The organism is Variovorax sp. LjRoot290 (assembly GCF_964253985.1).
Taxonomy (GTDB): Bacteria; Pseudomonadota; Gammaproteobacteria; order Burkholderiales; family Burkholderiaceae_C; genus Variovorax.
The window spans coordinates 3,489,604-3,514,769 of sequence record NZ_CAXURW020000001.1; the positions used below are offsets into that span (position 1 = coordinate 3,489,604).

The 25,166-nt window shown below is 64.6% G+C and carries 24 protein-coding genes and 1 tRNA gene; 5 read left to right on the top strand and 20 right to left on the bottom strand.

Annotated features, from left to right (window positions below):
- Window positions 1–42: 42 nt before the first annotated feature.
- From ACSQ9A_RS17320 to uvrB, 11 genes are all read right to left on the bottom strand, one after another.
- Window positions 43–852, bottom strand: a complete 810-nt coding sequence (locus tag ACSQ9A_RS17320; protein ID WP_436304543.1) for a site-specific integrase — start codon at window positions 850–852, stop codon at window positions 43–45.
- Window positions 853–1,132: 280 nt separating this feature from the next.
- Window positions 1,133–1,207, bottom strand: a tRNA-Val gene (locus tag ACSQ9A_RS17325).
- A gap of 86 nt (window positions 1,208–1,293) precedes the next feature.
- Complete coding sequence (dnaQ, locus tag ACSQ9A_RS17330; RefSeq protein ID WP_436304544.1) at window positions 1,294–2,013, bottom strand: DNA polymerase III subunit epsilon; 720 nt, start codon at window positions 2,011–2,013, stop codon at window positions 1,294–1,296.
- Window positions 2,013–2,351 carry an ISC system 2Fe-2S type ferredoxin gene (gene fdx, locus ACSQ9A_RS17335; protein WP_093108170.1) on the bottom strand — a complete coding sequence of 113 codons (339 nt, stop codon included), beginning with the start codon at window positions 2,349–2,351 and terminating at the stop codon, window positions 2,013–2,015. The genes dnaQ and fdx overlap by 1 nt, the downstream gene beginning before the upstream one ends.
- A gap of 8 nt (window positions 2,352–2,359) precedes the next feature.
- On the bottom strand, window positions 2,360–4,216 hold the full coding sequence (gene hscA / locus ACSQ9A_RS17340; protein WP_436304545.1) for a Fe-S protein assembly chaperone HscA: 1,857 nt from the start codon (window positions 4,214–4,216) through the stop codon (window positions 2,360–2,362).
- A gap of 93 nt (window positions 4,217–4,309) precedes the next feature.
- Window positions 4,310–4,828, bottom strand: a complete 519-nt coding sequence (gene hscB, locus ACSQ9A_RS17345; RefSeq protein WP_436304546.1) for a Fe-S protein assembly co-chaperone HscB — start codon at window positions 4,826–4,828, stop codon at window positions 4,310–4,312.
- A gap of 61 nt (window positions 4,829–4,889) precedes the next feature.
- Entirely contained in the window at window positions 4,890–5,213 is a 324-nt protein-coding gene (gene iscA / locus ACSQ9A_RS17350) for an iron-sulfur cluster assembly protein IscA (RefSeq protein ID WP_093108176.1), read from the bottom strand.
- 1 nt (window position 5,214) lies between these two features.
- Window positions 5,215–5,628, bottom strand: a complete 414-nt coding sequence (gene iscU / locus ACSQ9A_RS17355; RefSeq protein ID WP_436292707.1) for a Fe-S cluster assembly scaffold IscU — start codon at window positions 5,626–5,628, stop codon at window positions 5,215–5,217.
- 22 nt (window positions 5,629–5,650) lie between these two features.
- Window positions 5,651–6,871: an IscS subfamily cysteine desulfurase gene (locus ACSQ9A_RS17360; protein WP_436304547.1), complete on the bottom strand. Its 1,221-nt coding sequence runs from the start codon at window positions 6,869–6,871 to the stop codon at window positions 5,651–5,653.
- 81 nt (window positions 6,872–6,952) lie between these two features.
- Window positions 6,953–7,489, bottom strand: coding sequence for a Fe-S cluster assembly transcriptional regulator IscR (iscR, locus tag ACSQ9A_RS17365; RefSeq protein WP_093108182.1), 537 nt, complete (start codon window positions 7,487–7,489; stop codon window positions 6,953–6,955).
- Window positions 7,490–7,709: 220 nt separating this feature from the next.
- Complete coding sequence (uvrB, locus tag ACSQ9A_RS17370; RefSeq protein WP_436292706.1) at window positions 7,710–9,842, bottom strand: excinuclease ABC subunit UvrB; 2,133 nt, start codon at window positions 9,840–9,842, stop codon at window positions 7,710–7,712.
- Between the two features lie 110 nt (window positions 9,843–9,952).
- On the opposite strand from uvrB, the gene ACSQ9A_RS17375 reads away from it, so the two are divergent.
- The 3 genes from ACSQ9A_RS17375 (at window position 9,953) to ACSQ9A_RS17385 (ending at window position 13,267) form a co-directional block, all read left to right on the top strand.
- Window positions 9,953–11,149, top strand: a complete 1,197-nt coding sequence (locus ACSQ9A_RS17375; protein WP_093108186.1) for an amino acid aminotransferase — start codon at window positions 9,953–9,955, stop codon at window positions 11,147–11,149.
- Between the two features lie 96 nt (window positions 11,150–11,245).
- The gene (locus tag ACSQ9A_RS17380) at window positions 11,246–12,634 is read left to right on the top strand and encodes a polyhydroxyalkanoate depolymerase (RefSeq protein WP_093108188.1); all 1,389 of its coding nucleotides are present in this window, start codon (window positions 11,246–11,248) and stop codon (window positions 12,632–12,634) included.
- Between the two features lie 12 nt (window positions 12,635–12,646).
- The gene (locus ACSQ9A_RS17385; RefSeq protein WP_436304549.1) at window positions 12,647–13,267 is read left to right on the top strand and encodes an RnfABCDGE type electron transport complex subunit B; all 621 of its coding nucleotides are present in this window, start codon (window positions 12,647–12,649) and stop codon (window positions 13,265–13,267) included.
- 39 nt (window positions 13,268–13,306) lie between these two features.
- Here the strand turns inward: ACSQ9A_RS17385 and ACSQ9A_RS17390 are convergent, their stop codons facing one another.
- Genes ACSQ9A_RS17390 through scpA form a run of 6 tightly spaced genes read right to left on the bottom strand, consistent with a single transcriptional unit; the run spans window position 13,307 to window position 21,663 of the window.
- On the bottom strand, window positions 13,307–13,783 hold the full coding sequence (locus ACSQ9A_RS17390) for a VOC family protein (RefSeq protein ID WP_436304550.1): 477 nt from the start codon (window positions 13,781–13,783) through the stop codon (window positions 13,307–13,309).
- Window positions 13,780–14,814, bottom strand: coding sequence for a biotin synthase BioB (gene bioB / locus ACSQ9A_RS17395; protein WP_436292845.1), 1,035 nt, complete (start codon window positions 14,812–14,814; stop codon window positions 13,780–13,782). The genes ACSQ9A_RS17390 and bioB overlap by 4 nt, the downstream gene beginning before the upstream one ends.
- Window positions 14,814–16,871, bottom strand: a complete 2,058-nt coding sequence (locus ACSQ9A_RS17400; RefSeq protein WP_436304551.1) for an acetyl-CoA carboxylase biotin carboxylase subunit — start codon at window positions 16,869–16,871, stop codon at window positions 14,814–14,816. Before ACSQ9A_RS17400 ends, bioB begins: the two co-directional genes overlap by 1 nt.
- Before the next feature lie 15 nt (window positions 16,872–16,886).
- Window positions 16,887–18,419 carry an acyl-CoA carboxylase subunit beta gene (locus tag ACSQ9A_RS17405; RefSeq protein ID WP_436304552.1) on the bottom strand — a complete coding sequence of 511 codons (1,533 nt, stop codon included), beginning with the start codon at window positions 18,417–18,419 and terminating at the stop codon, window positions 16,887–16,889.
- The gene (gene meaB, locus ACSQ9A_RS17410; RefSeq protein WP_436304553.1) at window positions 18,416–19,501 is read right to left on the bottom strand and encodes a methylmalonyl Co-A mutase-associated GTPase MeaB; all 1,086 of its coding nucleotides are present in this window, start codon (window positions 19,499–19,501) and stop codon (window positions 18,416–18,418) included. The genes ACSQ9A_RS17405 and meaB overlap by 4 nt, the downstream gene beginning before the upstream one ends.
- Window positions 19,502–19,503: 2 nt before the next feature.
- Window positions 19,504–21,663, bottom strand: a complete 2,160-nt coding sequence (gene scpA / locus ACSQ9A_RS17415) for a methylmalonyl-CoA mutase (protein WP_436304555.1) — start codon at window positions 21,661–21,663, stop codon at window positions 19,504–19,506.
- Window positions 21,664–21,788: 125 nt separating this feature from the next.
- On the opposite strand from scpA, the gene ACSQ9A_RS17420 reads away from it, so the two are divergent.
- Complete coding sequence (locus ACSQ9A_RS17420; RefSeq protein WP_093108204.1) at window positions 21,789–22,436, top strand: GntR family transcriptional regulator; 648 nt, start codon at window positions 21,789–21,791, stop codon at window positions 22,434–22,436.
- Window positions 22,437–22,549: 113 nt separating this feature from the next.
- Here the strand turns inward: ACSQ9A_RS17420 and dusA are convergent, their stop codons facing one another.
- Window positions 22,550–23,551: a tRNA dihydrouridine(20/20a) synthase DusA gene (gene dusA, locus ACSQ9A_RS17425; RefSeq protein ID WP_436304556.1), complete on the bottom strand. Its 1,002-nt coding sequence runs from the start codon at window positions 23,549–23,551 to the stop codon at window positions 22,550–22,552.
- 310 nt (window positions 23,552–23,861) lie between these two features.
- Between dusA and ACSQ9A_RS17430 the strand changes: the two genes are divergently transcribed.
- Window positions 23,862–24,260 carry a hypothetical protein gene (locus tag ACSQ9A_RS17430; protein WP_436304557.1) on the top strand — a complete coding sequence of 133 codons (399 nt, stop codon included), beginning with the start codon at window positions 23,862–23,864 and terminating at the stop codon, window positions 24,258–24,260.
- A gap of 388 nt (window positions 24,261–24,648) precedes the next feature.
- On the opposite strand, the gene ACSQ9A_RS17435 is transcribed toward ACSQ9A_RS17430, so the two are convergent.
- Together ACSQ9A_RS17435 and ACSQ9A_RS17440 are read right to left on the bottom strand one after the other, a co-directional pair.
- Window positions 24,649–24,864 carry a hypothetical protein gene (locus ACSQ9A_RS17435; RefSeq protein WP_436304558.1) on the bottom strand — a complete coding sequence of 72 codons (216 nt, stop codon included), beginning with the start codon at window positions 24,862–24,864 and terminating at the stop codon, window positions 24,649–24,651.
- 2 nt (window positions 24,865–24,866) lie between these two features.
- Entirely contained in the window at window positions 24,867–25,160 is a 294-nt protein-coding gene (locus ACSQ9A_RS17440) for a hypothetical protein (RefSeq protein WP_436304559.1), read from the bottom strand.
- Window positions 25,161–25,166 lie beyond the last annotated feature (6 nt).

A 25,166-nucleotide genomic window follows, 5' to 3' on the forward strand; every position in this document is an offset into this window, starting at 1 on the left:
AGGAACTCAAGCAGCGTTGAGGCCGCGATTCTTGCGAGCAAACTAACCAAGCTTCAGTGCCAGCTTGCTCGCATCCAGATGCGTGTAGCGCTTCAGCATGCGCAAGTCCTTATGCCCCGTGACGCTCGCGGCCTCCATCATGTTCAGCCCCTTCTCGAAGAATCGGGACGTGGCCTCGTGCCGCAGGTCGTGGAAGTGAAAGTCTTCCAGCCCGGCCCTATCTCGGGCGCGCTGGAACGCCTGCTTAACGGCCTCGGTCGTGATTCCCGGCCACACGGTGCCGTTGCCCTCACCTTCCGGCTTGCGCTTCGTTAACAAGGCAACGGCGGCCTTGCTGAGAGGCACGGTCCTATCCTCGCCATTCTTGGTGTCGACCAACCGCGCAGTGGCCTTTTCGAGATCGATCAGTTCCCAGCGAAGCCCCAGTAGTTCGGCCTGCCTCATGCCGGTCTCGATAGCGAGCGTGACCACATCGCGGAGGTAGCCCCTTCGGCTGTCATCACAGGCCAGCAGCAACCGCTCCTCCTCTCCTTGCGACAGTCGCCTGTCCCGCGCCCGGTTGTTCTTGGGTCGGCTGACATCGGAGACGGGGTTCCCGCTGCCGATGCCCCATTCCTTGCGGGCAAATTCGATGACGTGGTGCAGAAGGTTGAGTTGCCGATTCACCGTAGTGCCGCAAGCTGTGCGGAGACGTTCATCCCGCCATTCCCGCACCGCCTGGGGCGTGAGTGTCGCCGGGGTGTAGGCGGCGAGTTTGCTGCGCATCAGGGGGCGCATGTGGTAGCTCTCTTGGATCGCCCCCTTCTTGACCGGAGTGACCTCCTGTAGGTAGCGCTGCATCAGCGCAAGCATGGTCGTTCCGCGTGCCACGGCTGGATCGGGCAGATCGCCCCGAGCAACAGATAGCTCCTGCTGAGCTATCCAAAGCTCGGCTGTGCGCCTGTCGGGGAAACTCTTGGAGAGGATTGGATGCCCGGCCCTGCGGACCTTGGCTTGGTATGACGTACCGCGTGCGCCGGTGCGCTTCGTGATGGTGCCCACTGTGACTGTCCCAAACGTGTCCCACGGAGGTGAGACGTTGATCGAGTGGGAACGCCAACAGCTCTAAGCTGTTGATTTCACATGAGAATTTTGGTGGGCGGTGGAGGCTTCGAACCTCCGACCCCAGCAGTGTGAATGCTGTGCTCTACCCCTGAGCTAACCGCCCCTCGACGCCATCGGCGTCGAATCAAATGATGTCCGACGCTCGGTGCGCCAGATGGATTTTCGTGCCGTGTGGCGCGAAGCCCGCAATTATGCCACAGCGTTTCCGTCGATTTGCCGGAAAAGCGTTTGGCCTTTGCTGGATTTGTCGAGCTGCAGCAGCAGTTCTTCGTGGGCGGCGAGTTCGTGCTCGGTCGCCACCAGCACGGGCAGCTCGATGCTGCGCAGATCGATCATCACCACCGTGCCCGTGGTCGGCTCGTTCGATGCGACGTCGATCAGGAGCGCATCCTGGCCGCGCGTCAGGTTGATGTAGACGTCGGCCAGCAACTGCGCATCCAGCTTGGCGCCGTGGAAGGTGCGGTTCGAGCGGTCGACGCCGAAGCGGTCGCACAGCGCGTCCAGCGAATTGCGCTTGCCGGGGTAGACCGCCTTCGCCATCGCCAGCGTATCGGTGACTTCGCCGACGAAACTGCGCAGCGGCGGCAGGCCGGCAAGCTCGAATTCCTTGTTGAGGAAGCCGACGTCGAAGGCCGCGTTGTGGATGATCAGCTCGGCATCGCGCAAGTACTCGACGACGTCGTTCGCGAGCGTGACGAACTTCGGCTTGTCGCGCAGGAAATCGGTCGTCAGTCCGTGGACCTTGAGCGCGTCTTCGTGGCTCTCGCGCTCCGGATTGAAATAGATGTGCAGGTCGTTGCCGGTGAGCTTGCGATTGAACAGCTCGACGCAGCCGAGCTCGATGACGCGGTCGCCGTTCTCTGCCGAAAGTCCTGTGGTTTCGGTGTCCAGGACGATCTGGCGCGTCATCAGTGGTTTTCCTTGGCGTGGTTGATCGAATATTTCGGAATCTCGACCGTCAGATCGGTCTGCCCCAGTATCGCCTGACAGCTCAGCCGTGACTGCGGCTCGAGTCCCCAGGCGCGGTCGAGCAGGTCTTCCTCGCCCTCTTCCGCCTCGTTCAACGATTCGAGCCCCTTGCGCACCACGACGTGGCAGGTGGTGCAGGCGCAGCTCATCTCGCAGGCGTGTTCGATATGGATGTGGTTCTCGAGCAGCGCCTCGCAGATCGAGGTGCCGGCCGGCGCGCTGATCTCGGCGCCCTGCGGGCAATACTCGGAATGAGGAAGGATCTTGATCGTGGGCATTGAGGGTTCTAGAGAGATTCGATCTGGCGGCCCGAGAGCGCACGCGCGATGCCCGCATTCATTCGCTCGGCGGCAAAGGCTTCGGTGCCATCCGCCAATGCCTTGGTCGCGGCTTCGACGACCGCTGCGTCGTTGGCTGTTCGCGCCTCGCGCAGCGCGGCCATCAGCGCCTCGATCGCCCCGCGCTCCTCGGCGCTCAGGAGCTCGCCGTCGGCATCCAGCGCGCTCTGCGTGGCCAGCAGCATGCGGTCGGCATCCACGCGCGCCTCGACCAGCGCACGCGCCTGCATATCCTGCTCCGCGGTCGAGAAGCTTTCCTGCAGCATGGACGCGATCTGGTCGTCGGAAAGGCCGTAGGACGGCTTCACCGTGACGCTCGCTTCCACGCCGCTGCCTTGCTCCTTCGCGCTCACGCTGAGCAGCCCATCGGCATCGACTGTGAAGGTGACGCGGATGCGCGCGGCGCCCGCAGCCATCGGCGGAATCCCGCGCAGCTCGAAACGCGCGAGGCTGCGGCAATCGGCGACCAGGTCGCGCTCGCCCTGCACCACGTGCAGTGCCAATGCGGTCTGGCCGTCCTGGTAGGTCGTGAAGTCCTGCGCCATGGCCGTCGGGATGGTCTGGTTGCGTGGCACGATGCGCTCGACCAGTCCGCCCATGGTCTCGATGCCGAGCGAGAGTGGAATCACGTCGAGCAGCAGCAGGTCGTCGGCGCCGCCGTTGCCGGCGAGCTGGTTGGCCTGGATCGCGGCGCCGAGCGCGACGACTTCGTCGGGGTTCAGGTTGATCAGCGGCTCGCGGCCGAAGAATGCGGCGACGGCATGCCGAATCTGCGGCATGCGCGTGGCACCGCCGACCAGCACGATGCCCTGCAGCTCGCCCGGCTGGAGCCGGGCATCGCGCAGCGCCTTGCGCACGGCCGCGATGGTGCGTGCGGTGAGGCTGGCGGTGGCGGCCTCGAACTGCGCGCGCCGGATTTCGACGCGCAGCGGGGTGTCTGCCACGTCCGCCGCGAAAGTGGCGGATTCGGCAGCCGTCAGCGCCTCCTTGGCGGCCCGCGCGGCCACCAGCAGCATGGCCTTGTCGGTGTCGCTTTGCGCCTCGAGACCGGTTTGCGCCAGCACGAGATCGGCGAGCGCATGGTCGTAGTCGTCGCCGCCGAGCGCCGAGTCGCCGCCGGTGGCGATGACTTCGAACACGCCCTGCGTGAGCCTCAGGATCGAGATGTCGAAGGTGCCGCCGCCGAGGTCGTAGACCGCGTAGACGCCCTCGCTCGCGTTGTCCAGGCCGTAGGCGATCGCGGCCGCCGTCGGTTCGCTGATCAGGCGCAGCACGTTGAGCCCGGCAAGCTGGGCCGCATCCTTGGTGGCTTGGCGCTGGCCTTCGTCGAAGTACGCGGGCACGGTGATCACGGCGCCGTAGAGCTCGTCGTCGAAGGTGTCCTCGGCCCGATAGCGCAAGGTCGCGAGGATTTCGGCGCTCACCTCGACCGGCGACTTCTCGCCGGCCGCGGTCTGCACCTTGGCCATACCCGCATCGCCGCTCAGGCGGTAGGCCATGGCATCGCGGTTGACGATGTCCTGCACGCCGCGCCCCATCAGGCGCTTGACCGAGGTGATGACGTTGGCCGGGTCGACGGCACGCGCGGCCAGCGCATCGAAGCCGATCTGGCGGCGATCCTTGTCGAGGTAGCGCACGGCCGACGGCAGCACCACGCGGCCTTCGGCGTCGGGCAGGCATTCGGCCACGCCGCTGCGCACCGCCGCCACCAGCGAATGCGTGGTGCCGAGGTCGATGCCGACCGCGATGCGGCGCTGGTGCGGATCCGGCGCCTGGCCGGGTTCTGAAATCTGGAGCAATGGCATCAGGCCTCCCGCCGGGCCGCCCCGAGGGGGGCCCGCGCCCCCTCGGGGGGCAGCGAATACACGAAGTGATGAGCGTGGGGGCAATTCATCCCGCTATTGTCCCCACTGCTCGGACTTGGCTTCGATGTCCTGTGCAAAGCGCTCTATGAACATGAGGGCTCTCACCTGGCGCGCCGCGCCGGGGTAATCGCCTTTCTCGTCGATCAGCCAGTCGAGCGAGGACAGCGCACGAGCGCGGCCGACCTCGACCTCCGCGCGCAGCTTGTCGAGCGCGGCGGCGTCGCGCGCCTCATCGAGCTCCTCCCGCCATTCCATCTGCTGATGGAGGAAATCCGGGGGCATCGCCGTGTTTTTCTCGGCATCGATGGGGGAGCCGTTCAGCGCGCACAAATAGCTCGCCCGCTTGATCGGGTCCTTGAGCCGCTGATAGGCCTCATTGATGCGCACCGACCACTGCATCGCGACACGCTGTGCCGCAGCGCCCTGGGCCGCAAAGCGATCGGGGTGCGCCTCGCGCTGCAGTTCCTTCCAGCGCGCGTCCAGCGCGGCACGGTCCTGCGCAAAGCGGGCAGGCACGGCGAAAAGTTCGAAGTCGGTGTCGTTCAGGTTCATGGCGATAAAAAGCCGCCAGCACATGACATGGTGGCGGCTCGGGCGCGAAGCCGATCGGCAATCAGATGCGGAAGCTCTCGCCGCAGCCGCAGCGGTCGCGTTCGTTCGGGTTGTTGAACTTGAAGCCCTCGTTGAGGCCTTCCCGCACGAAATCCAGCTGCGTGCCGTCGATGTACGCCAGGCTCTTGGGGTCGACCAGCACTTTCACGCCATGGTCTTCGAACACGACATCTTCGGGCGCCAGTTCGTCCACGTACTCGAGCTTGTAGGCCAGGCCCGAGCAGCCCGTGGTCTTGACGCCCAGCCGCACGCCCACCCCCTTGCCCCGCTTCCCGAGGTAGCGGGTGACGTGGCGCGCGGCCGATTCGGTGAGGGTCACAGCCATGTCAGTGAGCAGCTTCCGTGCTTGCCACGGCAGCGCCGTGCTTGGCCTTGTAGTCGCTGACGGCCGCCTTGATCGCGTCTTCCGCGAGGATCGAGCAGTGGATCTTGACCGGCGGCAGCGCCAGTTCTTCGGCGATCTGCGCATTCTTCAGCGCGGCCGCTTGGTCGAGGGTCTTGCCCTTGACCCATTCGGTCACGAGGGAAGAGGACGCGATCGCCGAGCCGCAACCATAGGTCTTGAAGCGCGCGTCTTCGATCACACCGGTTTCCGGGTTGACCTTGATCTGCAGCTTCATGACGTCGCCGCACGCCGGTGCGCCGACCATGCCCGTGCCCACCGAGTCGTCGCCCTTTTCGAAGGAGCCGACGTTGCGGGGGTTTTCATAGTGGTCGATGACCTTGGATGAATATGCCATGGGTGTACCTCTCAGTCTTTGTTCAATGCGCCGACCACTGGATCGTGCTGATGTCGATGCCGTCCTGGAACATTTCCCACAAGGGGCTCAGCTCGCGGAGCTTGGCGACGTTGTGCTTGATGGTGGAGATCGCGTAGTCGATTTCTTCCGCGGTCGTGAAGCGGCCGATCGTCATGCGCAGGCTGCTGTGCGCGAGCTCGTCGCTACGGCCGAGCGCGCGCAGCACATAGCTGGGCTCCAGGCTGGCCGAGGTGCAGGCCGAACCGCTCGACACCGCCAGGCCCTTGATGCCCATGATCAGCGACTCGCCCTCGACATAGTTGAAGCTCATGTTGAGGTTGTGCGCCACGCGGTGTTCGAGGTCGCCGTTGATGAAGACCTGCTCGACGTCCTTCAGGCCGTTGAGCAGGCGCTGCTGCAAGGCACGCGCCTTGACAATGTCTTCCTTCATCTCGAGCTTGGCAAGGCGGAAAGCCTCGCCCATGCCGACGATCTGGTGGGTGGGCAGAGTGCCCGAGCGCATGCCGCGCTCATGGCCGCCGCCGTGCATCTGGGCTTCCAGCCGAACGCGCGGCTTGCGGCGCACGTACAGCGCGCCGATGCCCTTGGGGCCGTAGGTCTTGTGCGAAGCCAGGCTCATGAGGTCGATCGGCAAGCTCTTGACGTCGATCTCGACCTTGCCGGTGGCCTGCGCCGCATCGACGTGGAAGATCACGCCCTTTTCGCGGCAGATGTTGCCGAGCGTCACCACGTCCTGGATCACGCCGATCTCGTTGTTCACGAACATCACGCTCGCGAGGACGGTGTCGGGGCGAATCGCGGCCTTGAAGACCTCGAGATCGAGCAGGCCGTTTTCCTGCACGTCCAGGTAGCTCACTTCGAAGCCCTGGCGCTCGAGTTCACGCATGGTGTCGAGCACGGCCTTGTGCTCGGTCTTGACCGTGATCAGGTGCTTGCCCTTGCCCTTGTAGAACTGCGCCGCGCCCTTGAGCGCGAGGTTGTTCGACTCGGTGGCGCCCGAAGTCCAGACGATTTCGCGCGGGTCGGCGCCGATCAGGTCGGCCACGTCGGCACGCGCCTTCTCGACGACCTCCTCCGCTTCCCAGCCCCAGGCGTGGCTGCGCGATGCCGGGTTGCCGAAGTGCTCTCGCAACCAGGGAATCATCGCGTCGACGACGCGCGGATCGACCGGCGTCGTCGCGCCGTAGTCGAGATAGATCGGGAAATGAGGAGTGACGTCCATGGCTGGCTCAGGCTGGCGGGGGTTTATCTTTGTCGAAACGGGGTCAAAGCGGATCGAGCGGCGCCGCGAGGCGCCCCCCGATCACGACTTGGCGAAGACGTTGCCCAGTGCGAACACCGAATTCGGGGCGTTGACCCGGATCGGCTTGACCACCGGCTGGCTCGAAATCGCGCGCTTGACCGCCGGCTTGTTCTCGATCTGCACGCCCTTGGCGAGCTGGTCGTCCACCAGCTTCTGCAGCGTGACGGAATCGAGGAACTCGACCATGCGCTGATTCAGCGATGCCCACAGCTCATGGGTCATGCAACGGCCGGCTTCACCCAGGCAGTTTTCCTTGCCGCCGCATTGCGTGGCATCGATGGGTTCATCGACGGAAACAATGATGTCGGCCACGGTGATATCCGCTGCCTTGCGGCCGAGCGAATAGCCGCCGCCGGGGCCGCGGGTCGACTCGACCAACTCGTGACGGCGCAGCTTGCCGAACAGCTGTTCGAGGTACGAAAGGGAAATCTGCTGCCGCTGGCTGATCGCGGCCAGCGTGACCGGACCGGTGTTCTGGCGCAGCGCCAGATCGATCATGGCTGTGACCGCAAAACGGCCTTTGGTAGTGAGACGCATCGCAAGCTCCTTTGAGTGCTTACCGTTGAAATGACACCGCGGCTGTTGTGGGCTTCGGTGACGCCGTCTCCGCCCTTCCCGACCCACTTTCCGCTGGTGATCCAGTCGGTAGGAGCCGGTTCTTCATCGCGAAGTTCGTTTGCTTGAGTAATTCGCTCAAGTATAGCAGAAGGCCCTTCGGCTTGCTCGGGTAAACCCGATTGAAAGCTCCAAATGACGATCAGGAGCCCGCCTCGCCCGCGGACGGTATTGTGATGTTGTCCCTGCCGGGCGCGCCGAAAGCCTGCTCGCGCAACAACGCCAGTTGGTCGCGCACCCGGGCGGCTTTCTCGAACTCGAGGTTGCGCGCATGTTCCAGCATGAGCTTTTCCAGCCGCTTGATCTCGCGCGCGACATCCTTTTCGGACATGTCCTCGACCTTCGCGCGCTCGAGATCGCGCTTGGCGGCTTCCTTGGTCGATTTTTCGCTGTAGACGCCGTCGATCAGGTCGCGCACCTGTTTCACGATGCTGCGCGGCGTGATGCCGTGGGCCTCGTTGTGGGCGATCTGCCGCGCGCGCCGCCGCTCGGTCTCGCCGATGGCTTTGGTCATCGAGTCGGTCATTCGGTCGGCATAGAGGATGGCCTTGCCGTTCAGATTGCGCGCCGCCCGGCCGATGGTCTGGATCAGCGAACGCTCGGCGCGAAGAAAACCTTCCTTGTCGGCATCGAGGATCGCCACCAGCGACACCTCGGGAATATCGAGGCCTTCGCGCAGCAAGTTGATGCCGACCAGCACGTCGAAGGCCCCGAGGCGCAGATCGCGCAGGATCTCGACGCGCTCTACCGTGTCGACATCGCTGTGCAGGTAGCGCACCTTGACGCCGTTGTCGCTCAGGTAGTCGGTCAACTGCTCGGCCATGCGCTTGGTGAGCGTGGTGATCAGCACGCGCTCGTTCTTGTCGACGCGCAGCCGGATTTCCTGCAGCACGTCGTCCACCTGGTGGGTAGCGGGGCGGACCTCGACTTCCGGGTCGATCAGCCCGGTCGGCCGCACCAGCTGCTCGACCACGTTGCCGGCGTTGTCCTTTTCGTATTGCGCAGGCGTAGCGGAGACGAAGATGCACTGCCGCATGCGCGTTTCGAACTCGTCGAACTTGAGCGGCCGATTGTCGAGCGCCGACGGCAGCCGGAAGCCGTATTCGACCAGCGTGGTCTTGCGCGCGCGGTCGCCGTTGTACATGCCGCCCAGCTGGCCGATCATCTGGTGGCTCTCGTCGAGGAACATCAGCGCGTCCTTCGGCAGGTAGTCGGTCAGCGTCGCGGGCGGTTCGCCCGGCGCGGCGCCCGAGAGATGGCGGGTGTAGTTCTCGATGCCTTTGCAGTGGCCGATCTCGGCCAGCATTTCGAGATCGAAGCGCGTGCGCTGCTCCAGCCGCTGCGCCTCGACCAGCTTGCCCTGGCTCACGAACTCCTTGAGCCGGCCGTCGAGCTCGATCTTGATGGTCTCGACCGCGCTCAGCACCTTGTCGCGCGGCGTCACGTAGTGGCTCGAGGGGTACACCGTGAAGCGCGGGATCTTCTGCCGGATGCGCCCCGTGAGCGGATCGAAGAGCTGCAGCGTCTCGATCTCGTCGTCGAACAGCTCGATGCGGATCGCCAGCTCGCTGTGCTCGGCCGGAAACACGTCGATCGTGTCGCCGCGCACGCGGAAGGTGCCGCGCGAAAAATCCTGCTCGTTGCGCGTGTACTGCATGCGAATCAGCCGGCCGATCACGTCGCGCTGGCCGATCTTGTCGCCGGTGCGCATGATGAAGCGCATCTGCGTGTAGTCCTCGGGCGTGCCGATGCCGTAAATCGCGCTCACCGTGGCCACGATGACGGTGTCGCGCCGCTCCAGCACGCTCTTGGTCGCCGACAACCGCATCTGCTCGATGTGCTCGTTGATCGAGCTGTCTTTCTCGATGAACAGGTCGCGCTGCGGCACGTAGGCCTCGGGCTGGTAATAGTCGTAGTAGCTCACGAAATACTCGACCGCGTTCTTCGGAAAGAACTCGCGAAACTCGCTGTAAAGCTGCGCGGCCAGCGTCTTGTTGGGCGCGAACACGATGGCCGGCCGGCCCAGCCGGGCGATCACGTTGGCCATGGTGAAGGTCTTGCCCGAGCCGGTGACGCCGAGCAGGGTCTGGAACACCTCGCCGTCCTGCACACCCTCGACCAGGCCGGCAATCGCGTTCGGCTGATCGCCTGCAGGCGGATAAGGCTGGTAGAGCTCGAACGGCGAACCGGGGAACTTGATGAATTCGCCCTGCTTTGCAGGACCGACCGGGTCGGCGTGTTGCGGCTCGGGAATGGCTTCAGTGATTTCTGGCATGGCGTGGACCCTGGGAGTTGGTGGCGCGGCCGGTAAAATTCAAGGCAACCGGAAAGCTTAAACGCTGATCCGGGGTTCCGTGCATCGATCACCCCCCAAAGGACTTTTCCATGTCAATGTTCACCGCCGTCGAGATGGCGCCGCGCGACCCGATCCTGGGCCTCAACGAGCAATTCGCCGCCGACAGCAACCCCAACAAGGTCAATCTCGGCGTCGGCGTCTACTACGACGACAACGGCAAGCTGCCGCTCTTGCAGTGCGTACAGGCGGTCGAACAGAGCATGACCAAGACGCCCACCGCGCGCGGCTATCTGCCGATCGACGGCATCGCGGCCTATGACAACGCCGTGAAGGGCCTGGTGTTCGGCGCCGACAGCGAGCCCGTGAAGTCCGGCCGCGTCGCGACCATCCAGGGCATCGGCGGAACCGGTGGCCTCAAGGTCGGCGCCGACTTCCTCAAGAAGCTCAACCCCGACGCCAAGGTGCTGATCAGCGACCCGAGCTGGGAAAACCACCGCGCCCTGTTCACCAACGCCGGCTTCCCGGTCGAAAGCTATCCCTACTACGACGCTGCCAAGCGCGGCATCGACTTCGAGGGCATGCTGGCCGCGCTGAACGCCGCGCCGGCCGGCACCATCGTCGTGCTGCACGCCTGCTGCCACAACCCGACCGGCTACGACATCACGTCGGCCCAGTGGGACCAAGTCGTCGCGGCCGTCAAGTCAAAGAAGCTTGTGGCCTTCCTCGACATGGCCTATCAGGGCTTCGGCTACGGCATCCAGGAGGACGGCGCGGCCATCGGCAAGTTCGTCGCTGCCGGCCTGGACTTCTTCGTCTCGACCTCCTTCTCCAAGAGCTTCAGCCTCTACGGCGAACGCGTCGGCGCCCTCTCGGTGCTGTGCGAAAGCAAGGAAGAAGCCGCGCGCGTGCTGAGCCAGCTCAAGGTCGCGATCCGCACCAACTACAGCAACCCGCCGACGCACGGGGGCGCCGTGGTCGCAACCGTGCTCGGCACGCCCGAACTGCGCGCGCTGTGGGAACAAGAGCTCGGCGAGATGCGCGTGCGCATCAAGGCGATGCGCCAGAAGCTGGTCGACGGCCTCAAGGCCGCCGGCGTGAAAGAAGACATGAGCTTCATCACCACGCAGATCGGCATGTTCAGCTACTCGGGCCTCAGCAAGGACCAGATGGTGCGCCTGCGCGAAGAGTTCGGCGTCTACGGCACCGACACCGGACGCATGTGCGTGGCCGCGCTCAACAGCAAGAACATCGACCACGTCTGCCAGAGCATCGCCAAGGTCATCTGATACAAATTGGCCAGACCAATTGGGTGTTTGTGCCTAGCACATTTGGTCTGCGCCGCTGATATATTGCATCGCAACATCCCATAACGCGCAGACCTCATGCTCTATCAACTCTACGAAGCACAACGCTCCCTGATGGAGCCGTTCGCCGACTTCGCGCAGGCTGCCTCCAAGCTCTACGGTCAAGGCGCCGTCTTCGGCCAAACACCGCTGGCGCAGCGCATGGCGGCCGGGTACGACCTCCTCTACCGCCTGGGCAAGGACTACGAGAAGCCCGAGTTCGACATCAAGACTGTCAAGGTCGACGGCGATGATGTGGTGATCCAGGAAGTCGTCGAGATCGAGAAGCCCTTCTGCCAGCTGCGGCGCTTCAAGCGTTTCACCGACGAGCCGCACACCCTGCAGACGCTCAAGAGCCAGCCCGTGGTGCTGATCGTGGCGCCCTTGTCGGGGCACTACGCAACGCTTTTGCGCGACACCGTGCGCACCATGCTGCAGGATCACAAGGTCTACGTCACCGACTGGGTCAATGCGCGCCTCGTCCCGTTGTCCGAAGGCGAGTTCCACCTCGACGACTACATCAACTATGTTCAGGAGTTCATCCGCCACCTGCAGGCCGAGTACGGACACTGCCACGTGATCAGCGTCTGCCAGCCCACGGTGCCGGTGCTGGCTGCGGTGTCGCTGATGGCCAGCCGCGGCGAGAAGATTCCGCTGTCGCTGACCATGATGGGCGGCCCCATCGATGCCCGCAAGTCGCCCACCGCCGTCAACAACCTGGCGATGAACAAGAGCTACGAGTGGTTCGAGAACAACGTGATCTATCGGGTGCCGGAGGGCTTTCCGGGCGTCGGCCGCCGCGTGTACCCGGGCTTTCTGCAGCACACCGGTTTCGTCGCAATGAATCCGGATCGCCATGCAAGCAGCCACTACGACTACTTCAAGGACCTGATCAAGGGCGACGACGCGAGCGCCGAGGCACACCGCAAGTTCTATGACGAGTACAACGCCGTGCTCGACATGGATGCGGACTACTACCTCGACACCATTCGCACCGTGTTCCAGGACTTCGAGCTTGTCAACGGCACCTGGGAAGTGAAGAGCCCCGAAGGCGTGCTCGAGCGCGTACGTCCGCAGGACATCCATTCGACCGGCCTGCTGACGATCGAGGGCGAGCTGGACGACATCTCGGGCTCCGGCCAGACCCGCGCCGCGCACGAACTGTGCACCGGCGTCAGCGCCGCCCATCAGCAGCACTACGAAGTCAAGGGCGCCGGCCACTACGGCATCTTCAGCGGTCGCCGCTGGCGCGAACGGGTCTACCCCGAGGTGAAGGCCTTCATCGCCGCGCACGACCAGCCGCAAAAGCGCGCCGAGCGCTCCAGCGTGACGGCCGAAGACACGGTCAAGGCCGCTGCGGCGGCCAAGCGCCCTGCCGTGGCGCGCAAGTCCGCCCCTGCGCGGCGGACGCGCGGCGCTGCGCGTTGACGATCCAGGGCCGTGTACGCGCTGGCTGCACGCATCCTTGACGCACTGCCCCAAACGCAGTGCACGCGCTGCGGCTATCCCGATTGCGCCGGGTACGCACAAGCCATTGCAGAAGGCAGTGCCGGCATCCACCAATGCCCGCCGGGAGGCGCCGAAGGCGTGGCGCGCCTGTCGCAGCTCACCGGCCAGCCGGTGCGGCCGATCGACCCGCAATTCGGCGCCGAAGGCCCACGCGCCCTGGCCGTGATCGACGAGGCCTGGTGCATCGGCTGCACGCTGTGCCTCGACGCCTGCCCGACCGACGCGATCCTCGGCATCCACAAGCGCATGCACACCGTGATCGAAACACACTGCACGGGCTGCGAACTCTGCATTCCGGTCTGCCCGGTCGACTGCATTTCGCTCGAAGTGGCGACGCCGGGCAAGAGCGGCTGGGAAGCCTGGTCGCAGGCCCAAGCCGATCAGGCACGCAAGCGCTATGAGGCGCACGGCAAGCGGCGCGAGAAGCACGACGAACCCCGGGTCGCCAAGGCGCCCGAAGCCGCGCCGGACCGCAAGCGTGCGGTGATCGAAGCCGCCCTGGCACGCGCGCGCGCTGCGGCCGCTTCGCGTGCCGACGGCAAGAAAACCTGATCCTCGACGCCCTGCTGCCCTGCATGGGCGCTTGAGCGCTCAGCCTGCCGCCAGGGCCGAGAAAGCCGCTACCACTTCCGGCGGCGCCTGCACGAGTTCGATCAGCACGCCTTCGCCCGCGATCGGGAACTCCTCGTTGCCCTTGGGGTGCAGAAAACAGATGTCGAAACCGGCCGCGCCCTTGCGGATGCCGCCCGGCGCGAAGCGCACGCCCTGGGCGCCGAGCCATCCGACGGCGGCAGGCAGATCGTCGATCCACAGGCCCACGTGATTGAGCGGCGTGGTATGGACGGCCGGCTTCTTCTCGGGATCGAGCGGCTGCATCAGGTCGACCTCGACCTTGAAAGGTCCGCTGCCGATCACGCAGATGTCCTCGTCGACGTTCTCGCGCTCGCTCTTGAAGGTGCCGGTCACTTCGAGGCCGAGCATTTCGACCCAGAGCTTCTGCAGGCGCGTCTTGTCGGGCCCGCCGATCGCGATCTGCTGGACGCCGAGCACCTTGAAAGGACGGTTCATGCACATGCTCCTTGTTCGCTGGTCCGCCGCGCCTCGAGCCCCAGCTTGCGCAGCAGTTGCACGTCGGCTTCCACGTCCGGGTTGCCGGTCACCAGCAGCTTGTCGCCATAGAAGATCGAGTTGGCGCCGGCCAGGAAGCACAGCGCCTGCACCGCTTCGCCCAACTGCTGCCGGCCGGCAGACAGCCGCACACGCGCCTTGGGCATCGTGATACGCGCCACGGCGATCATGCGCACGAAGTCCAATGGGTCGATCGGGTCGGCATCGGCCAGCGGCGTGCCCGGCACGCGCACCAGGCTGTTGATGGGCACGGACTCCGGATAAGGATCGAGATTGGCCAGCTGCGCGATCAGGCCCGCGCGGTGCACCGGCGTCTCGCCCATGCCGACGATGCCCCCGCAGCACACGCTGATGCCGGCGGCGCGCACATGGGCCAGCGTGTCGAGCCGGTCCTGGTAGGTGCGCGTGTCGACGATGTCGCCGTAGTACTCAGGCGCGGTGTCGAGGTTGTGGTTGTAGTAGTCCAGGCCCGCGGCCTTGAGCTGTTTCGCATGCTGCGGCTCGAGCATGCCCAGCGTGGCGCAGGTCTGCAGGCCCAGGCCCTTGACTGCTTCCACCAGCACCGCCACCTTCTCGACGTCGCGGTCCTTGGGCGCGCGCCAGGCCGCACCCATGCAGAAGCGCGTGGCGCCGGCGTCCTTGGCCGCCTGAGCAGCGCGCACGACCTCGTCGACTTCCATCAGCTTCTGCGCCTTCACGCCGGTGTCGAATTCGGCCGACTGCGGACAGTAGCCGCAGTTCTCGGGGCAGCCGCCGGTCTTGACCGACAGCAGCGTGGCCAGCTCGATGTCGCCCTCGGGGAAGTGCGCACGATGCACGGTCTGGGCTTCGAACAGCAGGTCGTTGAAGGGCTTGTCGAGCAAGGCCTGCACGGCCTCGACCGGCCAGGGGCCGCGCGGCGCCGCCGGCTTGGCGGCCGGCCGATGCAGGGTAACGGCTTTGGCAGCCGGAAGCAGATCGTTGACACCCATCATGCGAACTCCAGAATCACTTGATCGACCGCGAGCGATTCGCCCTTGGCGGCCGAAATGCTGCCGACCACGCCATCCTGCGTGGCGAAGAGCACGTTTTCCATCTTCATGGCCTCGATCACCGCAAGCTTCTCGCCGGCCTGCACCTGCTGGCCCGGCTGCACCGAGACCTCGACCAAAAGGCCCGGCATCGGCGACATCAGGAACTTGCTGAGGTCCGGCGGCGCCTTGTAGGGCATGAGCTTCGACAAGCGCGACCCCAGCGGCGAGAGCACGATCGCTTCGATCTGTGTGCCGTTGTGCGAAACGCGCAGCGCCAGCGGATTCTTGCCGGCACCCCGCTCGACCTGCGCGGTAAAGGCGCGGCCGTTCACCGTGCCCTCGACACGGACGCTGCCGAGCGGCGCATGGCTGTCGATCTTGTAGCTGTGGGCACCCACCGCGACCGCGCTGGAACCCGTCTGCCCGTGGAAGTCGTTGACCGTGACGGGCGTGTGCACATGCTGCCCCTTCGCATCGAGCACGACCGCCACGAACTGCTCGCCCACTTTCACACTGTGCCCCTCGAGCTGCCCGCTGATGCCCGAGGCGCGCGCGCGGTAGCGCCGGTGCATGTAGGCTGCCAGCGCGACCAGGAAATCCGGATCGTCGTGCGGCACGTCCTCGGCATGGAAACCCTTGCCGTAGTGCTCGGCGATGAAGCCGGTGTTGAATTCGCCGCTCACGAACTTGGGATGCGCGAGCAGCGCGGCCTGGAACGGGATGTTGCTGCCGATGCCGCGGATCACGAAGCCGTTGAGCGCCTCGCGCATCAGCGCGATCGCATGGTTGCGGTCGCGCCCGTGCACGATCAGCTTGGCGATCATCGAGTCGTAGAACATCGGGATCTCGCCGCCGTCGTAGACGCCGGTGTCGACCCGCACGCCGCCGTAGGCGCTCGAAGCCGGGCGCTCCGCGGCGAACAGCGTCTCCTTCGGCGGCTGGAAGCGCACCAGCCGTCCGGTCGACGGCAGGAAATTGCGGAACGGATCTTCGGCGTTGATGCGGCACTCGATGGCCCAGCCGTTGCGCTGTACCTCTTCCTGCGCCAGCGGCAGCTTCTCGCCCGCGGCCACGCGGATCATGAGCTCGACCAGGTCCAGCCCGGTGATCGCCTCCGTCACCGGATGCTCCACCTGCAGCCGCGTGTTCATCTCGAGGAAGTAGAAGCTCTGGTCCTTGCCGACCACGAACTCCACCGTGCCTGCGCTCTGGTAGTTCACCGCCTTGGCGAGTGCCACCGCCTGCTCGCCCATGGCCTTGCGCGTGGCCTCGCTGATGAAAGGCGACGGCGCCTCTTCGATCACCTTCTGGTGGCGCCGCTGGATCGAGCACTCGCGCTCGTTGAGGTAGATCACGTTGCCGTGCGCGTCGCCGAGCACCTGGATCTCGATGTGGCGCGGCTCCTCGACGAACTTTTCGATGAACACGCGGTCGTCGCCGAAGCTGTTGCGCGCCTCGTTGCGGCAGGAGGTGAAGCCCTCGAAGGCGTCCTTGTCGTTGAAGGCCACGCGCAGGCCCTTGCCGCCGCCGCCGGCCGAGGCCTTGATCATCACCGGATAGCCGACCCCGCGCGCGATCTCCACCGCGCGCTCGGCCGTTTCGATCGCGTCGTTCCAACCCGGGATGGTGTTGACCTTGGCCTCGTTCGCAAGCTTCTTCGAGGCGATCTTGTCGCCCATGGCCGCGATCGAGTAGTGCTTGGGGCCGATGAAGACGATGCCCTCTTCCTCGACCTTCTTCGCGAAGCCTTCGTTCTCGGACAGGAAGCCGTAGCCCGGGTGCACGGCTTGGGCGCCGGTCTTCTTGCAGGCGGCGATGATGCGCTCGGCCTGCAGGTAGCTCTCACGGCTCGGAGAGGCGCCGATGTGCACGGCCTCATCGGCCAGCTCGACATGGCGCGCGTCCTTGTCGGCATCGGAATACACCGCGACCGTGAGGATGCCCATCTTCTTCGCGGTCTTGATAACGCGGCAAGCGATCTCGCCGCGATTCGCAATCAGGATTTTCTTGAACATGTTGTTGTCTCCGGCTCAGAGCGGGATGTTTCCGTGCTTGCGCCACGGGTTGTCGAGCTTCTTCTCGCGCAACATCACCAGGCTGCGGCAGATGCGCTTGCGCGTTTCGCTCGGCAGGATCACATCGTCGATGTAGCCGCGCGTGCCCGCCACGTAGGGATTGGCGAAGCGCGCCTTGTATTCGGCCTCGCGCGCGGCCAGCTTCTCGGGATCGTTCTTGTCCTCGCGGAAGATGATCTCCACCGCGCCCTTGGCGCCCATCACCGCGATCTCGGCACGCGGCCAGGCGAGATTGACGTCGCCGCGCAAATGCTTGGAGGCCATCACGTCGTAGGCGCCGCCGTAGGCCTTGCGCGTGATCACCGTGATCTTCGGCACCGTGCACTCGGCATAGGCATAGAGCAGCTTCGCGCCGTGCTTGATGATGCCGCCGTACTCCTGGCTGGTGCCGGGCATGAAGCCGGGCACATCGACAAAGGTGACGACCGGGATGTTGAAGGCATCGCAGAAGCGCACGAAGCGTGCAGCCTTGATCGAGGACTTGATGTCCAGGCAACCGGCCAGCACCAGCGGCTGGTTGGCGACGATGCCGACGCTCTGCCCCTCCATGCGCGCGAAGCCGATCACGATGTTCTTCGCGTAGTCGGGCTGCAGCTCGAAGAACTCGCCGTCGTCGACCACCTTCACGATCAGCTCCTTCATGTCGTAGGGCTTGTTCGGGTTGTCGGGCACCAGGGTGTCGAGCGACAGGTCGGCGCGATCGGCCGGGTCACCGCTCGGGCGCACCGGCGCCTTCTCGCGGTTGTTGAGCGGCAGGTAGTTGTAGAGCCGGCGCAGCATCATCAGCGCCTCGACGTCGTTCTCGAAAGCCATGTCGGCCACGCCGCTCTTGGTGGTGTGCGTGGTGGCGCCACCGAGCTCCTCGGCCGTCACGTCCTCGTGGGTCACGGTCTTCACCACGTCGGGGCCCGTGACGAACATGTAGGAGCTGTCGCGCACCATGAAGATGAAGTCGGTCATGGCCGGCGAATACACCGCGCCGCCCGCGCACGGGCCCATGATCATGCTGATCTGCGGCACCACGCCGGAAGCCATCACGTTGCGCTGGAACACCTCGGCATAGCCGCCGAGCGAGGCCACGCCTTCCTGGATGCGGGCGCCGCCCGAGTCGTTGAGGCCGATGACCGGTGCGCCGACCTTCATCGCCTGGTCCATCACCTTGCAGATCTTCTCGGCATGCGCTTCGCTGAGCGCGCCGCCGAAGACGGTGAAGTCCTGGCTGAAGACGAAGACCAGGCGGCCGTTGATCATGCCGTAGCCGGTGACCACGCCGTCGCCGGGGATCTTGTTGTCGGCCATGCCGAAGTCGCTGGAGCGGTGCTCGACGAACATGTCCCACTCTTCGAAGGTGTTGTCGTCGAGCAGGAGTTCGATGCGTTCGCGCGCCGTCAGCTTGCCCTTGGCATGCTGGGCATCGATGCGCTTCCGGCCACCGCCGAGCCGCGCCTGCGCGCGCCGTTTTTCGAGTTGTTCGAGGATTTCTTTCATGTCGTCCTGTCGGAAGTGTTGAACTGCGCCCGCCCCGCCTGGGCTGCGAGCAGATTGCGTGCGGCGGTCGAGGCCGGCAGCGTGCCGGCCGCCACCTGGGCGCTGGCCTGCGGCAGCAGCTCGCGCACCTGCGGATGCTGGCGAAAAGCCTGCTTGAGCCCTGCGTCGATGCGTTCCCACATCCACGCGAGCGCCTGTTTTTCGCGGCGCGTGGCAAGCTTGCCGTTGGCGGTTTGCAGCGCCTTGAACAGCAGCACCGCGGCCCAGAAGGCGTCGATGCCGGTGCCCAGCAGCGCGCTCAGCTGGATCACCTTGGGCAGCCAGAAGCGCACTTCCGCTTCCGGCGAACCGGGCGCCGCATGGGCCGCGTGCATGTGCTGCGCGTGCGCCGGATTGCCGTGATGGCCGAAGAGCCGCAGCGCGGAAGTAATCTGGGCCTGCGCGCGCGTCGCCGCATCCTTGTCGATGTCGGCCTTGTTGATGACGACCAGGTCGGCCAGCTCCATCACGCCCTTCTTGATCGCCTGCAGGTCATCGCCGGCATTGGGCAGTTGCAGCAGCACGAACATGTCGGTCATGCCGGAGACCGCGGTTTCGCTCTGGCCGACACCCACGGTTTCGACGATCACGATGTCGTAGCCCGCGGCTTCGCACACCAGCATCGCCTCGCGCGTCTTCTCGGCCACTCCGCCCAGCGTGCCGCTCGAGGGGCTGGGCCGGATGTAGGCGCGTTCATGGACCGACAGCTTCTCCATGCGCGTCTTGTCCCCGAGGATCGAGCCGCCCGACACCGTGGACGAAGGGTCGATCGTGAGCACCGCGACGCGATGGCCCTGCCCGATCAGATGGAGGCCCAGCGTCTCGATGAAGGTCGACTTGCCGACACCGGGCACGCCGGAGATGCCGAGCCGGAAGGACTTGCCGGTGTGCGGCAGCAACGCCGTGAGCAGTTCGTCGGCTTGGGTGCGGTGATCGGGGCGCGTGGATTCGAGCAGCGTGATCGCCTTGGCGATGGCGCGGCGTTGCTGCGGGCCGTCCGCTGCAACCAGTGCTTCGGCTGTGACCGGAGTTCGAACCGGCATGCTCAGGCGGCAACCGCCGCGCGAATCTGTTCCAGGACGTCCTTGGCGCTGGCCGGAATCGGCGTGCCCGGACCGTAGATGCCCTTGACGCCTGCCTCGTACAGAAAGTCGTAGTCCTGCCGCGGAATCACGCCGCCGACGAAGACGATGATGTCGTCGGCGCCCTGCTTCTTCAGCTCCTGGATGATCGCCGGTACCAGCGTCTTGTGGCCCGCCGCGAGGGTGCTCACACCCACCGCATGCACATCGTTCTCGATCGCCTGGCGCGCGCACTCCTCGGGGGTCTGAAACAGCGGCCCCATGTCGACGTCGAAGCCGAGGTCGGCGAAGGCGGTGGCGACGACCTTCGCGCCGCGGTCGTGGCCGTCCTGGCCGAGCTTGGAGATCATCACGCGCGGGCGCCGGCCCTGCTCTTCGGCGAAGGCCGCAATCTCGTGCTGCAGCGCCTCCCAGCCTTCGGCCGAGTCGTAGGCGGCGGCATAGACGCCAGTCACCTTCTGCGTGTCGGCGCGGTGCCGGCCGTAGACCTTTTCGAGCGCATCGCTGATCTCGCCGACCGTGGCGCGCAGGCGCACCGCCTGGACGCTCAGGTCGAGCAGATTTTCCTTGCCGCTTTCTGCAGCCGCCGTGAGCGCATCGAGCGCCGCTTGCACCGCAGCGCCGTCGCGCTTCTCGCGGATCGCCTTGAGCCTGGCGATCTGGCCGTCGCGCACCTTGACGTTGTCGATCTGAAGAATGTCGTGCGTGTCCTCGGACTCGAGCTTGTACTTGTTGACGCCGACGATCACGTCCCGGCCCGAATCGATGCGCGCCTGCTTGTCGGCTGCGGCCGCCTCGATCTTGAGCTTGGCCCAACCGCTGTCCACCGCCTTGGTCATGCCGCCCATGGCCTCGACCTCCTCGATGATCGCCCAGGCGGCGTCGGCCATGTCCTGCGTGAGTTTCTCCATCATGTAGCTGCCGGCCCACGGGTCGATCACGTTCGTGATGTGCGTCTCTTCCTGGATGATGAGTTGCGTGTTGCGCGCGATGCGCGCGCTGAACTCGGTCGGCAGCGCGATGGCTTCGTCGAGCGCGTTGGTGTGCAGGCTCTGCGTGCCGCCGAACACCGCCGCCATCGCCTCGATGGTGGTGCGCACCACGTTGTTGTACGGGTCCTGCTCGGTCAGGCTCCAGCCCGATGTCTGGCAATGGGTGCGCAGCATCAGGCTCTTGGGGTTCTTGGGGTTGAACTCCTTCATGATCCGGCACCACAGCAGGCGCGCCGCGCGCATCTTGGCCACCTCGAGGTAGAAGTTCATGCCGATGGCCCAGAAGAAGCTCAGGCGCCCGGCGAAGCCGTCGACGTCCAGGCCCTTGGCCAGCGCGGTCTTCACGTACTCCTTGCCGTCGGCCAGCGTGAAGGCGAGCTCGAGCGCCTGGTTGGCGCCGGCCTCCTGCATGTGATAGCCGCTGATCGAGATCGAGTTGAACTTCGGCATCTTCTGGGCCGTGTACTCGATGATGTCCCCGATGATGCGCATCGAAGGCTCGGGCGGAAAGATGTAGGTGTTGCGGACCATGAACTCCTTGAGGATGTCGTTCTGGATGGTCCCCGAGAGCTGGTCCTGCGCGACACCCTGTTCCTCGGCCGCGACGATGTAGCCCGCGAGCACCGGCAGCACCGCGCCGTTCATGGTCATCGAGACGCTGACCTTGTCGAGCGGGATCTGGTCGAACAGGATCTTCATGTCCTCCACGCTGTCGATCGCCACGCCGGCCTTGCCGACGTCGCCGGTCACGCGCGGATGGTCGCTGTCGTAGCCGCGGTGCGTGGCCAGGTCGAAGGCCACGCTCACGCCCTGCCCGCCCGCGGCCAGCGCCTTGCGATAGAAGGCGTTCGACTCCTCGGCGGTCGAGAAGCCCGCGTACTGCCGGATGGTCCACGGGCGCACCGCGTACATGGTGGCTTGCGGTCCGCGCAGGTAGGGCTCGAAGCCAGGCAGCGTGTCGGTGTACTTCAGGCCCTGCAGGTCGGCGGCGGTGTAGAGCGGCTTGACAGTGATGCCGTCGGGCGTGATCCAGTTCAGCGCCAACAGGTCTCCGCCCGGAGCAGACTTGGCAGCGGCTTGGGTCCAGGCTTCGAGGGTCGCGGTTTTGAAGTTCGGTTCGGATTTGCTCATGGGCGCCGCTTTGCAAGGTCGTGCAAGTGTCGAGGAGTGTCCACGCAGGGGCGAGACAGTTCAAGGCGAGTCTAACCCATCTGTAATTATTAATTCAGAGTCCGTACTTGCGGTACATTCCGTGCATGTCCGCCCTCACCCTGACCCCGCGCGCCCTCTATGAAGAGGTGGCGGAGCTGCTGCGCCAGCGCATCTTCAACCGCGAGCTCGAGCCCGGCAGCTGGATCGACGAACTCAAGCTGGCGGAGGAATACGGCATCAGCCGCACGCCGCTGCGCGAGGCGCTGAAGGTGCTGGCGGCGGAGGGCCTGGTCACGATGAAAGTGCGGCGCGGCGCCTATGTGACCGAGGTGTCCGAGAAAGACCTGGCCGACGTCTATCACCTGCTGAGCCTGCTCGAAAGCGATGCCGCCGGCGTGGTGGCTGAACACGTTTCCGAGGCGCAGCTGGCCGAGCTGGAAGCGCTGCACGCCGAGCTCGAAGCCGCTGCCGCCCCCGGCAAGGTGGACCGCGCCCACTTCTTCGCGGTCAACGAGCGCTTCCACATGCGGCTCTTGGCCATCGCCGACAACCGCTGGCGCGACCAGATGGTGGCCGACTTGCGCAAGGTGATGAAGCTCAACCGGCACAACTCGCTGTTGAAGTCGGGCCGCATCGCCGAGTCGCTCAAGGAGCACCGCGCGATCATGGCCGCGATCCAGGCGCGCGATCCGGCTGCTGCCATGGCGCGCATGCAGCAGCACTTCAAGAACGGTTTGGAAGCCGCGACCTGAAGCCGCTCAGCAGCACCCTGCACCGCGGCAGGCGCTACGACATCGCCGAGCGCCGCGAGCTGCGCCGCACCACCATCGAGGACGTGCCCGAAGCGCGGCTGATGGCGGCCTGATCAGGCCGCCTGCGCCACCGGCTCGTGCGCGAGCGCCATCACGTCGTGCGGCGCCAGCGCCTTGAGCCTGTGGTCGCTCCACACCTGACGCCACCGGCGCGCCCCCGCGAGGCCGTTGCGCAGGCCCAGCATGTGGCGCGCGATGTTCGACCACGGCGTGCCGTGCTCGGCGGCCTCGCGCACCATGTAGTCGCACATCGCTAGCTCGGCCTCTTCGCGCGTGAGCGTGGAAGGCGCTTCCTTGTAGAAGACCGCGTCCCATTCGCTGAGCCACCAGGGGTTGTGATAGGCCTCGCGCCCGATCATGACGCCGTCGAGCAGGCGCAGGTGCGCATGCATCTGCGCGTTGTCGTCGAAGCCGCCGTTGATCGAAAAAACGAGCTCGGGGAAGTCGTGCTTTAGCCGGTGCACCAGCTCGTAGCGCAGCGGCGGCACCTCGCGGTTCTGCTTGGGCGACAGGCCCTTGAGCCAGGCGTTGCGCGCATGGACGATGAAGGTGCGGCAGCCCGCCTCGCTCACCGCGCCGACGAAATCGCGCACGAACTCGTAGCTCTCGGTCTTGTCGATGCCAATGCGGTGCTTGACGGTGACCGGCACCTTCACCACGTCGACCATCGCCTTCACGCAGTCGGCCACCAGCTGCGGCTCGTTCATCAGGCAGGCGCCGAAAGCGCCGCGTTGCACGCGCTCGCTTGGGCAGCCGCAGTTGAGGTTGATCTCGTCGTAACCCCATTCCTCGCCGAGCTTGGCGCAGTGCGCGAGCTCGGCCGGCTCGCTGCCGCCGAGTTGCAGCGCGACCGGATGTTCCTCGGCGTTGAAACGAAGATGCCGCGGCACGTCGCCGTGCACCAGCGCGCCCGTGGTCACCATCTCGGTGTAGAGCAAGGCGCGGCGCGTCAGCAGCCGGTGAAGGTAGCGGCAGTGGCGGTCGGTCCAATCCATCATCGGAGCGACAGAGACAATTTTCTCTTTTAAATTCAACAACTTAGCGCTATCATTCATACACTTAGAATCCCTCGTCTGCACGCTCGTGTGCACTCGAATTCGCCCGAATACGCTCCATTTCGCCCTGTCAGTGCACACATAGCACACACGAAATGCCCACCTTCAAGCAGCTTCCGTCCGGCAACTGGCGTGCGCAAGTTCGCCGCAAGGGCGTCTATGCAAGCGAGACCTTTCGGCGGCACAAGGACACGCCCAGGAGTGGGCTCTAGCGACCGAGCGCCGCATCGATCTGGGTGAGCCAGCCAGCCGTTCGAAGATCAAGGACCCGACCACGTTCGGCGACCTGATCGATCTGCATGTCACCGACATGAGGGAAGTACTGAGGGCTCCTCGGCGTTCCAAGGCTTTTACCCTCGATGCGCTACAGACCAAACTGGGCAAGCTGAAGCTGAAGGATCTGACTCGCGAGCGGTTCATCCAGTTCGGTAAGGACCGCGCCAAGGAAGGCGCCGGGCCCGTCACCATCAGCATGGACATCGGCTACATCAAGCTGGTAGTTTCGCATGCGGCGGCCGTTCACGGGGTTCGCGTCCAGGTAGAGCCCATTGATCTGGCCCGTATTGCGCTCAAGCGCCTGGGCCTGGTCGGCAAGGGCCGCGAACGCGATCGCCGCCCTACCCTTGACGAGCTGCAAACGCTTGCCGTGTCATTTTTGACTAAACCTTGTCTCTTTTTTCCTCAGCGACAGGCCTCCTCCTCCCCCTAGACTCGTTCAAGCGGCACGCCGTAGACGCTTCGGGCATCCGAATGTGCGAAGCAGCGAGCCACCTCCGCGAGGTCCCCCACCGTCATATTGGGTACTGAGGTTTGCACAAAGTACATATCACGAATCAGATTCTCTGCAGCGGCCCTATCTCCCGGACTTGCTTTCGAATTTCTGTCTAGCCATCGTTGCAGGGCAACGATGCTGTTTTTCGCCTTATGTGGGTGGAAGACTCCGCCTACCGGCTGCCCCAGAGGGCAATTGCACCCATTGCCTGCGCATATCTATTTCATGCAATCACCAATCAATTCATCCAGTTTTTTGTGGTCATTTAGGCAATCAATCAACTTATTCCAATTTACCCCCTTTATGGGAAAAGATGGCCTTTTCCTCAAGGCGATTGCAAAAATTCGACCAAGAATACGATCCTGAAGAAACGCAAAGTCACCGAACACTTTTCGCGTCTGACCATCCGGAACAAACCAAAGACCTGTTTCGTCAATTTTACTGGTACAAAAGACATGCTCTCCCCCATATAGACAATTCGCATCCTGTACTCATTCTGCTGGATGGAAATATCAAGAATATCAAAGACAAGATCGCTCATGATCATCTTCCGTTTTTCACGAGTCCGCCATAAACCCAAGCGGACTGGAAATCCGCTGGTCTCATGGTATACGATAAGCCTGTTGGATCGAGAATTTTTACATTTCCTGCAAGATCAAAGCCTTGGACCAACACCCAGTGACCATCCTTGGGACCAGTACCAGGCGCATTAAAAAGTGCCAAGAAGGAACTGGAGTTATTGTTTGTTAAATAATTAACTGCAGAGACCACTTGTTGCGAGTTGAGTGTTTCGGGCGGATCTGGCCACGCACCACCCGTCACGTTTTTTCCAGTCATTCTTGT

Excerpts from the sequence above, each read along its gene's own strand:
- hscB (WP_436304546.1), bottom strand. The coding sequence starts at position 4,828 with ATGAACCTGAACGACACCGACTTCGAACTTTTCGCCGTGCCTGCCCGC.
- ACSQ9A_RS17435 (WP_436304558.1), bottom strand. The coding sequence starts at position 24,864 with ATGAGCGATCTTGTCTTTGATATTCTTGATATTTCCATCCAGCAGAAT.
- iscA (WP_093108176.1), bottom strand. The coding sequence starts at position 5,213 with ATGGCTGTGACCCTCACCGAATCGGCCGCGCGCCACGTCACCCGCTAC.
- ACSQ9A_RS17430 (WP_436304557.1), top strand. The coding sequence starts at position 23,862 with ATGAGGGAAGTACTGAGGGCTCCTCGGCGTTCCAAGGCTTTTACCCTC.
- ACSQ9A_RS17320 (WP_436304543.1), bottom strand. The coding sequence starts at position 852 with ATGCTTGCGCTGATGCAGCGCTACCTACAGGAGGTCACTCCGGTCAAG.
- uvrB (WP_436292706.1), bottom strand. The coding sequence starts at position 9,842 with ATGCCAGAAATCACTGAAGCCATTCCCGAGCCGCAACACGCCGACCCG.
- ACSQ9A_RS17360 (WP_436304547.1), bottom strand. The coding sequence starts at position 6,871 with ATGGACGTCACTCCTCATTTCCCGATCTATCTCGACTACGGCGCGACG.
- iscR (WP_093108182.1), bottom strand. The coding sequence starts at position 7,489 with ATGCGTCTCACTACCAAAGGCCGTTTTGCGGTCACAGCCATGATCGAT.
- bioB (WP_436292845.1), bottom strand. The coding sequence starts at position 14,814 with ATGGGTGTCAACGATCTGCTTCCGGCTGCCAAAGCCGTTACCCTGCAT.
- meaB (WP_436304553.1), bottom strand. The coding sequence starts at position 19,501 with ATGCCGGTTCGAACTCCGGTCACAGCCGAAGCACTGGTTGCAGCGGAC.
- ACSQ9A_RS17405 (WP_436304552.1), bottom strand. The coding sequence starts at position 18,419 with ATGAAAGAAATCCTCGAACAACTCGAAAAACGGCGCGCGCAGGCGCGG.
- dusA (WP_436304556.1), bottom strand. The coding sequence starts at position 23,551 with ATGAATGATAGCGCTAAGTTGTTGAATTTAAAAGAGAAAATTGTCTCT.
- ACSQ9A_RS17375 (WP_093108186.1), top strand. The coding sequence starts at position 9,953 with ATGTCAATGTTCACCGCCGTCGAGATGGCGCCGCGCGACCCGATCCTG.
- ACSQ9A_RS17420 (WP_093108204.1), top strand. The coding sequence starts at position 21,789 with ATGTCCGCCCTCACCCTGACCCCGCGCGCCCTCTATGAAGAGGTGGCG.
- iscU (WP_436292707.1), bottom strand. The coding sequence starts at position 5,628 with ATGGCATATTCATCCAAGGTCATCGACCACTATGAAAACCCCCGCAAC.
- ACSQ9A_RS17390 (WP_436304550.1), bottom strand. The coding sequence starts at position 13,783 with ATGAACCGTCCTTTCAAGGTGCTCGGCGTCCAGCAGATCGCGATCGGC.
- scpA (WP_436304555.1), bottom strand. The coding sequence starts at position 21,663 with ATGAGCAAATCCGAACCGAACTTCAAAACCGCGACCCTCGAAGCCTGG.
- ACSQ9A_RS17380 (WP_093108188.1), top strand. The coding sequence starts at position 11,246 with ATGCTCTATCAACTCTACGAAGCACAACGCTCCCTGATGGAGCCGTTC.
- ACSQ9A_RS17400 (WP_436304551.1), bottom strand. The coding sequence starts at position 16,871 with ATGTTCAAGAAAATCCTGATTGCGAATCGCGGCGAGATCGCTTGCCGC.
- ACSQ9A_RS17440 (WP_436304559.1), bottom strand. The coding sequence starts at position 25,160 with ATGACTGGAAAAAACGTGACGGGTGGTGCGTGGCCAGATCCGCCCGAA.
- hscA (WP_436304545.1), bottom strand. The coding sequence starts at position 4,216 with ATGCCATTGCTCCAGATTTCAGAACCCGGCCAGGCGCCGGATCCGCAC.
- dnaQ (WP_436304544.1), bottom strand. The coding sequence starts at position 2,013 with ATGACGCGCCAGATCGTCCTGGACACCGAAACCACAGGACTTTCGGCA.
- fdx (WP_093108170.1), bottom strand. The coding sequence starts at position 2,351 with ATGCCCACGATCAAGATCCTTCCTCATTCCGAGTATTGCCCGCAGGGC.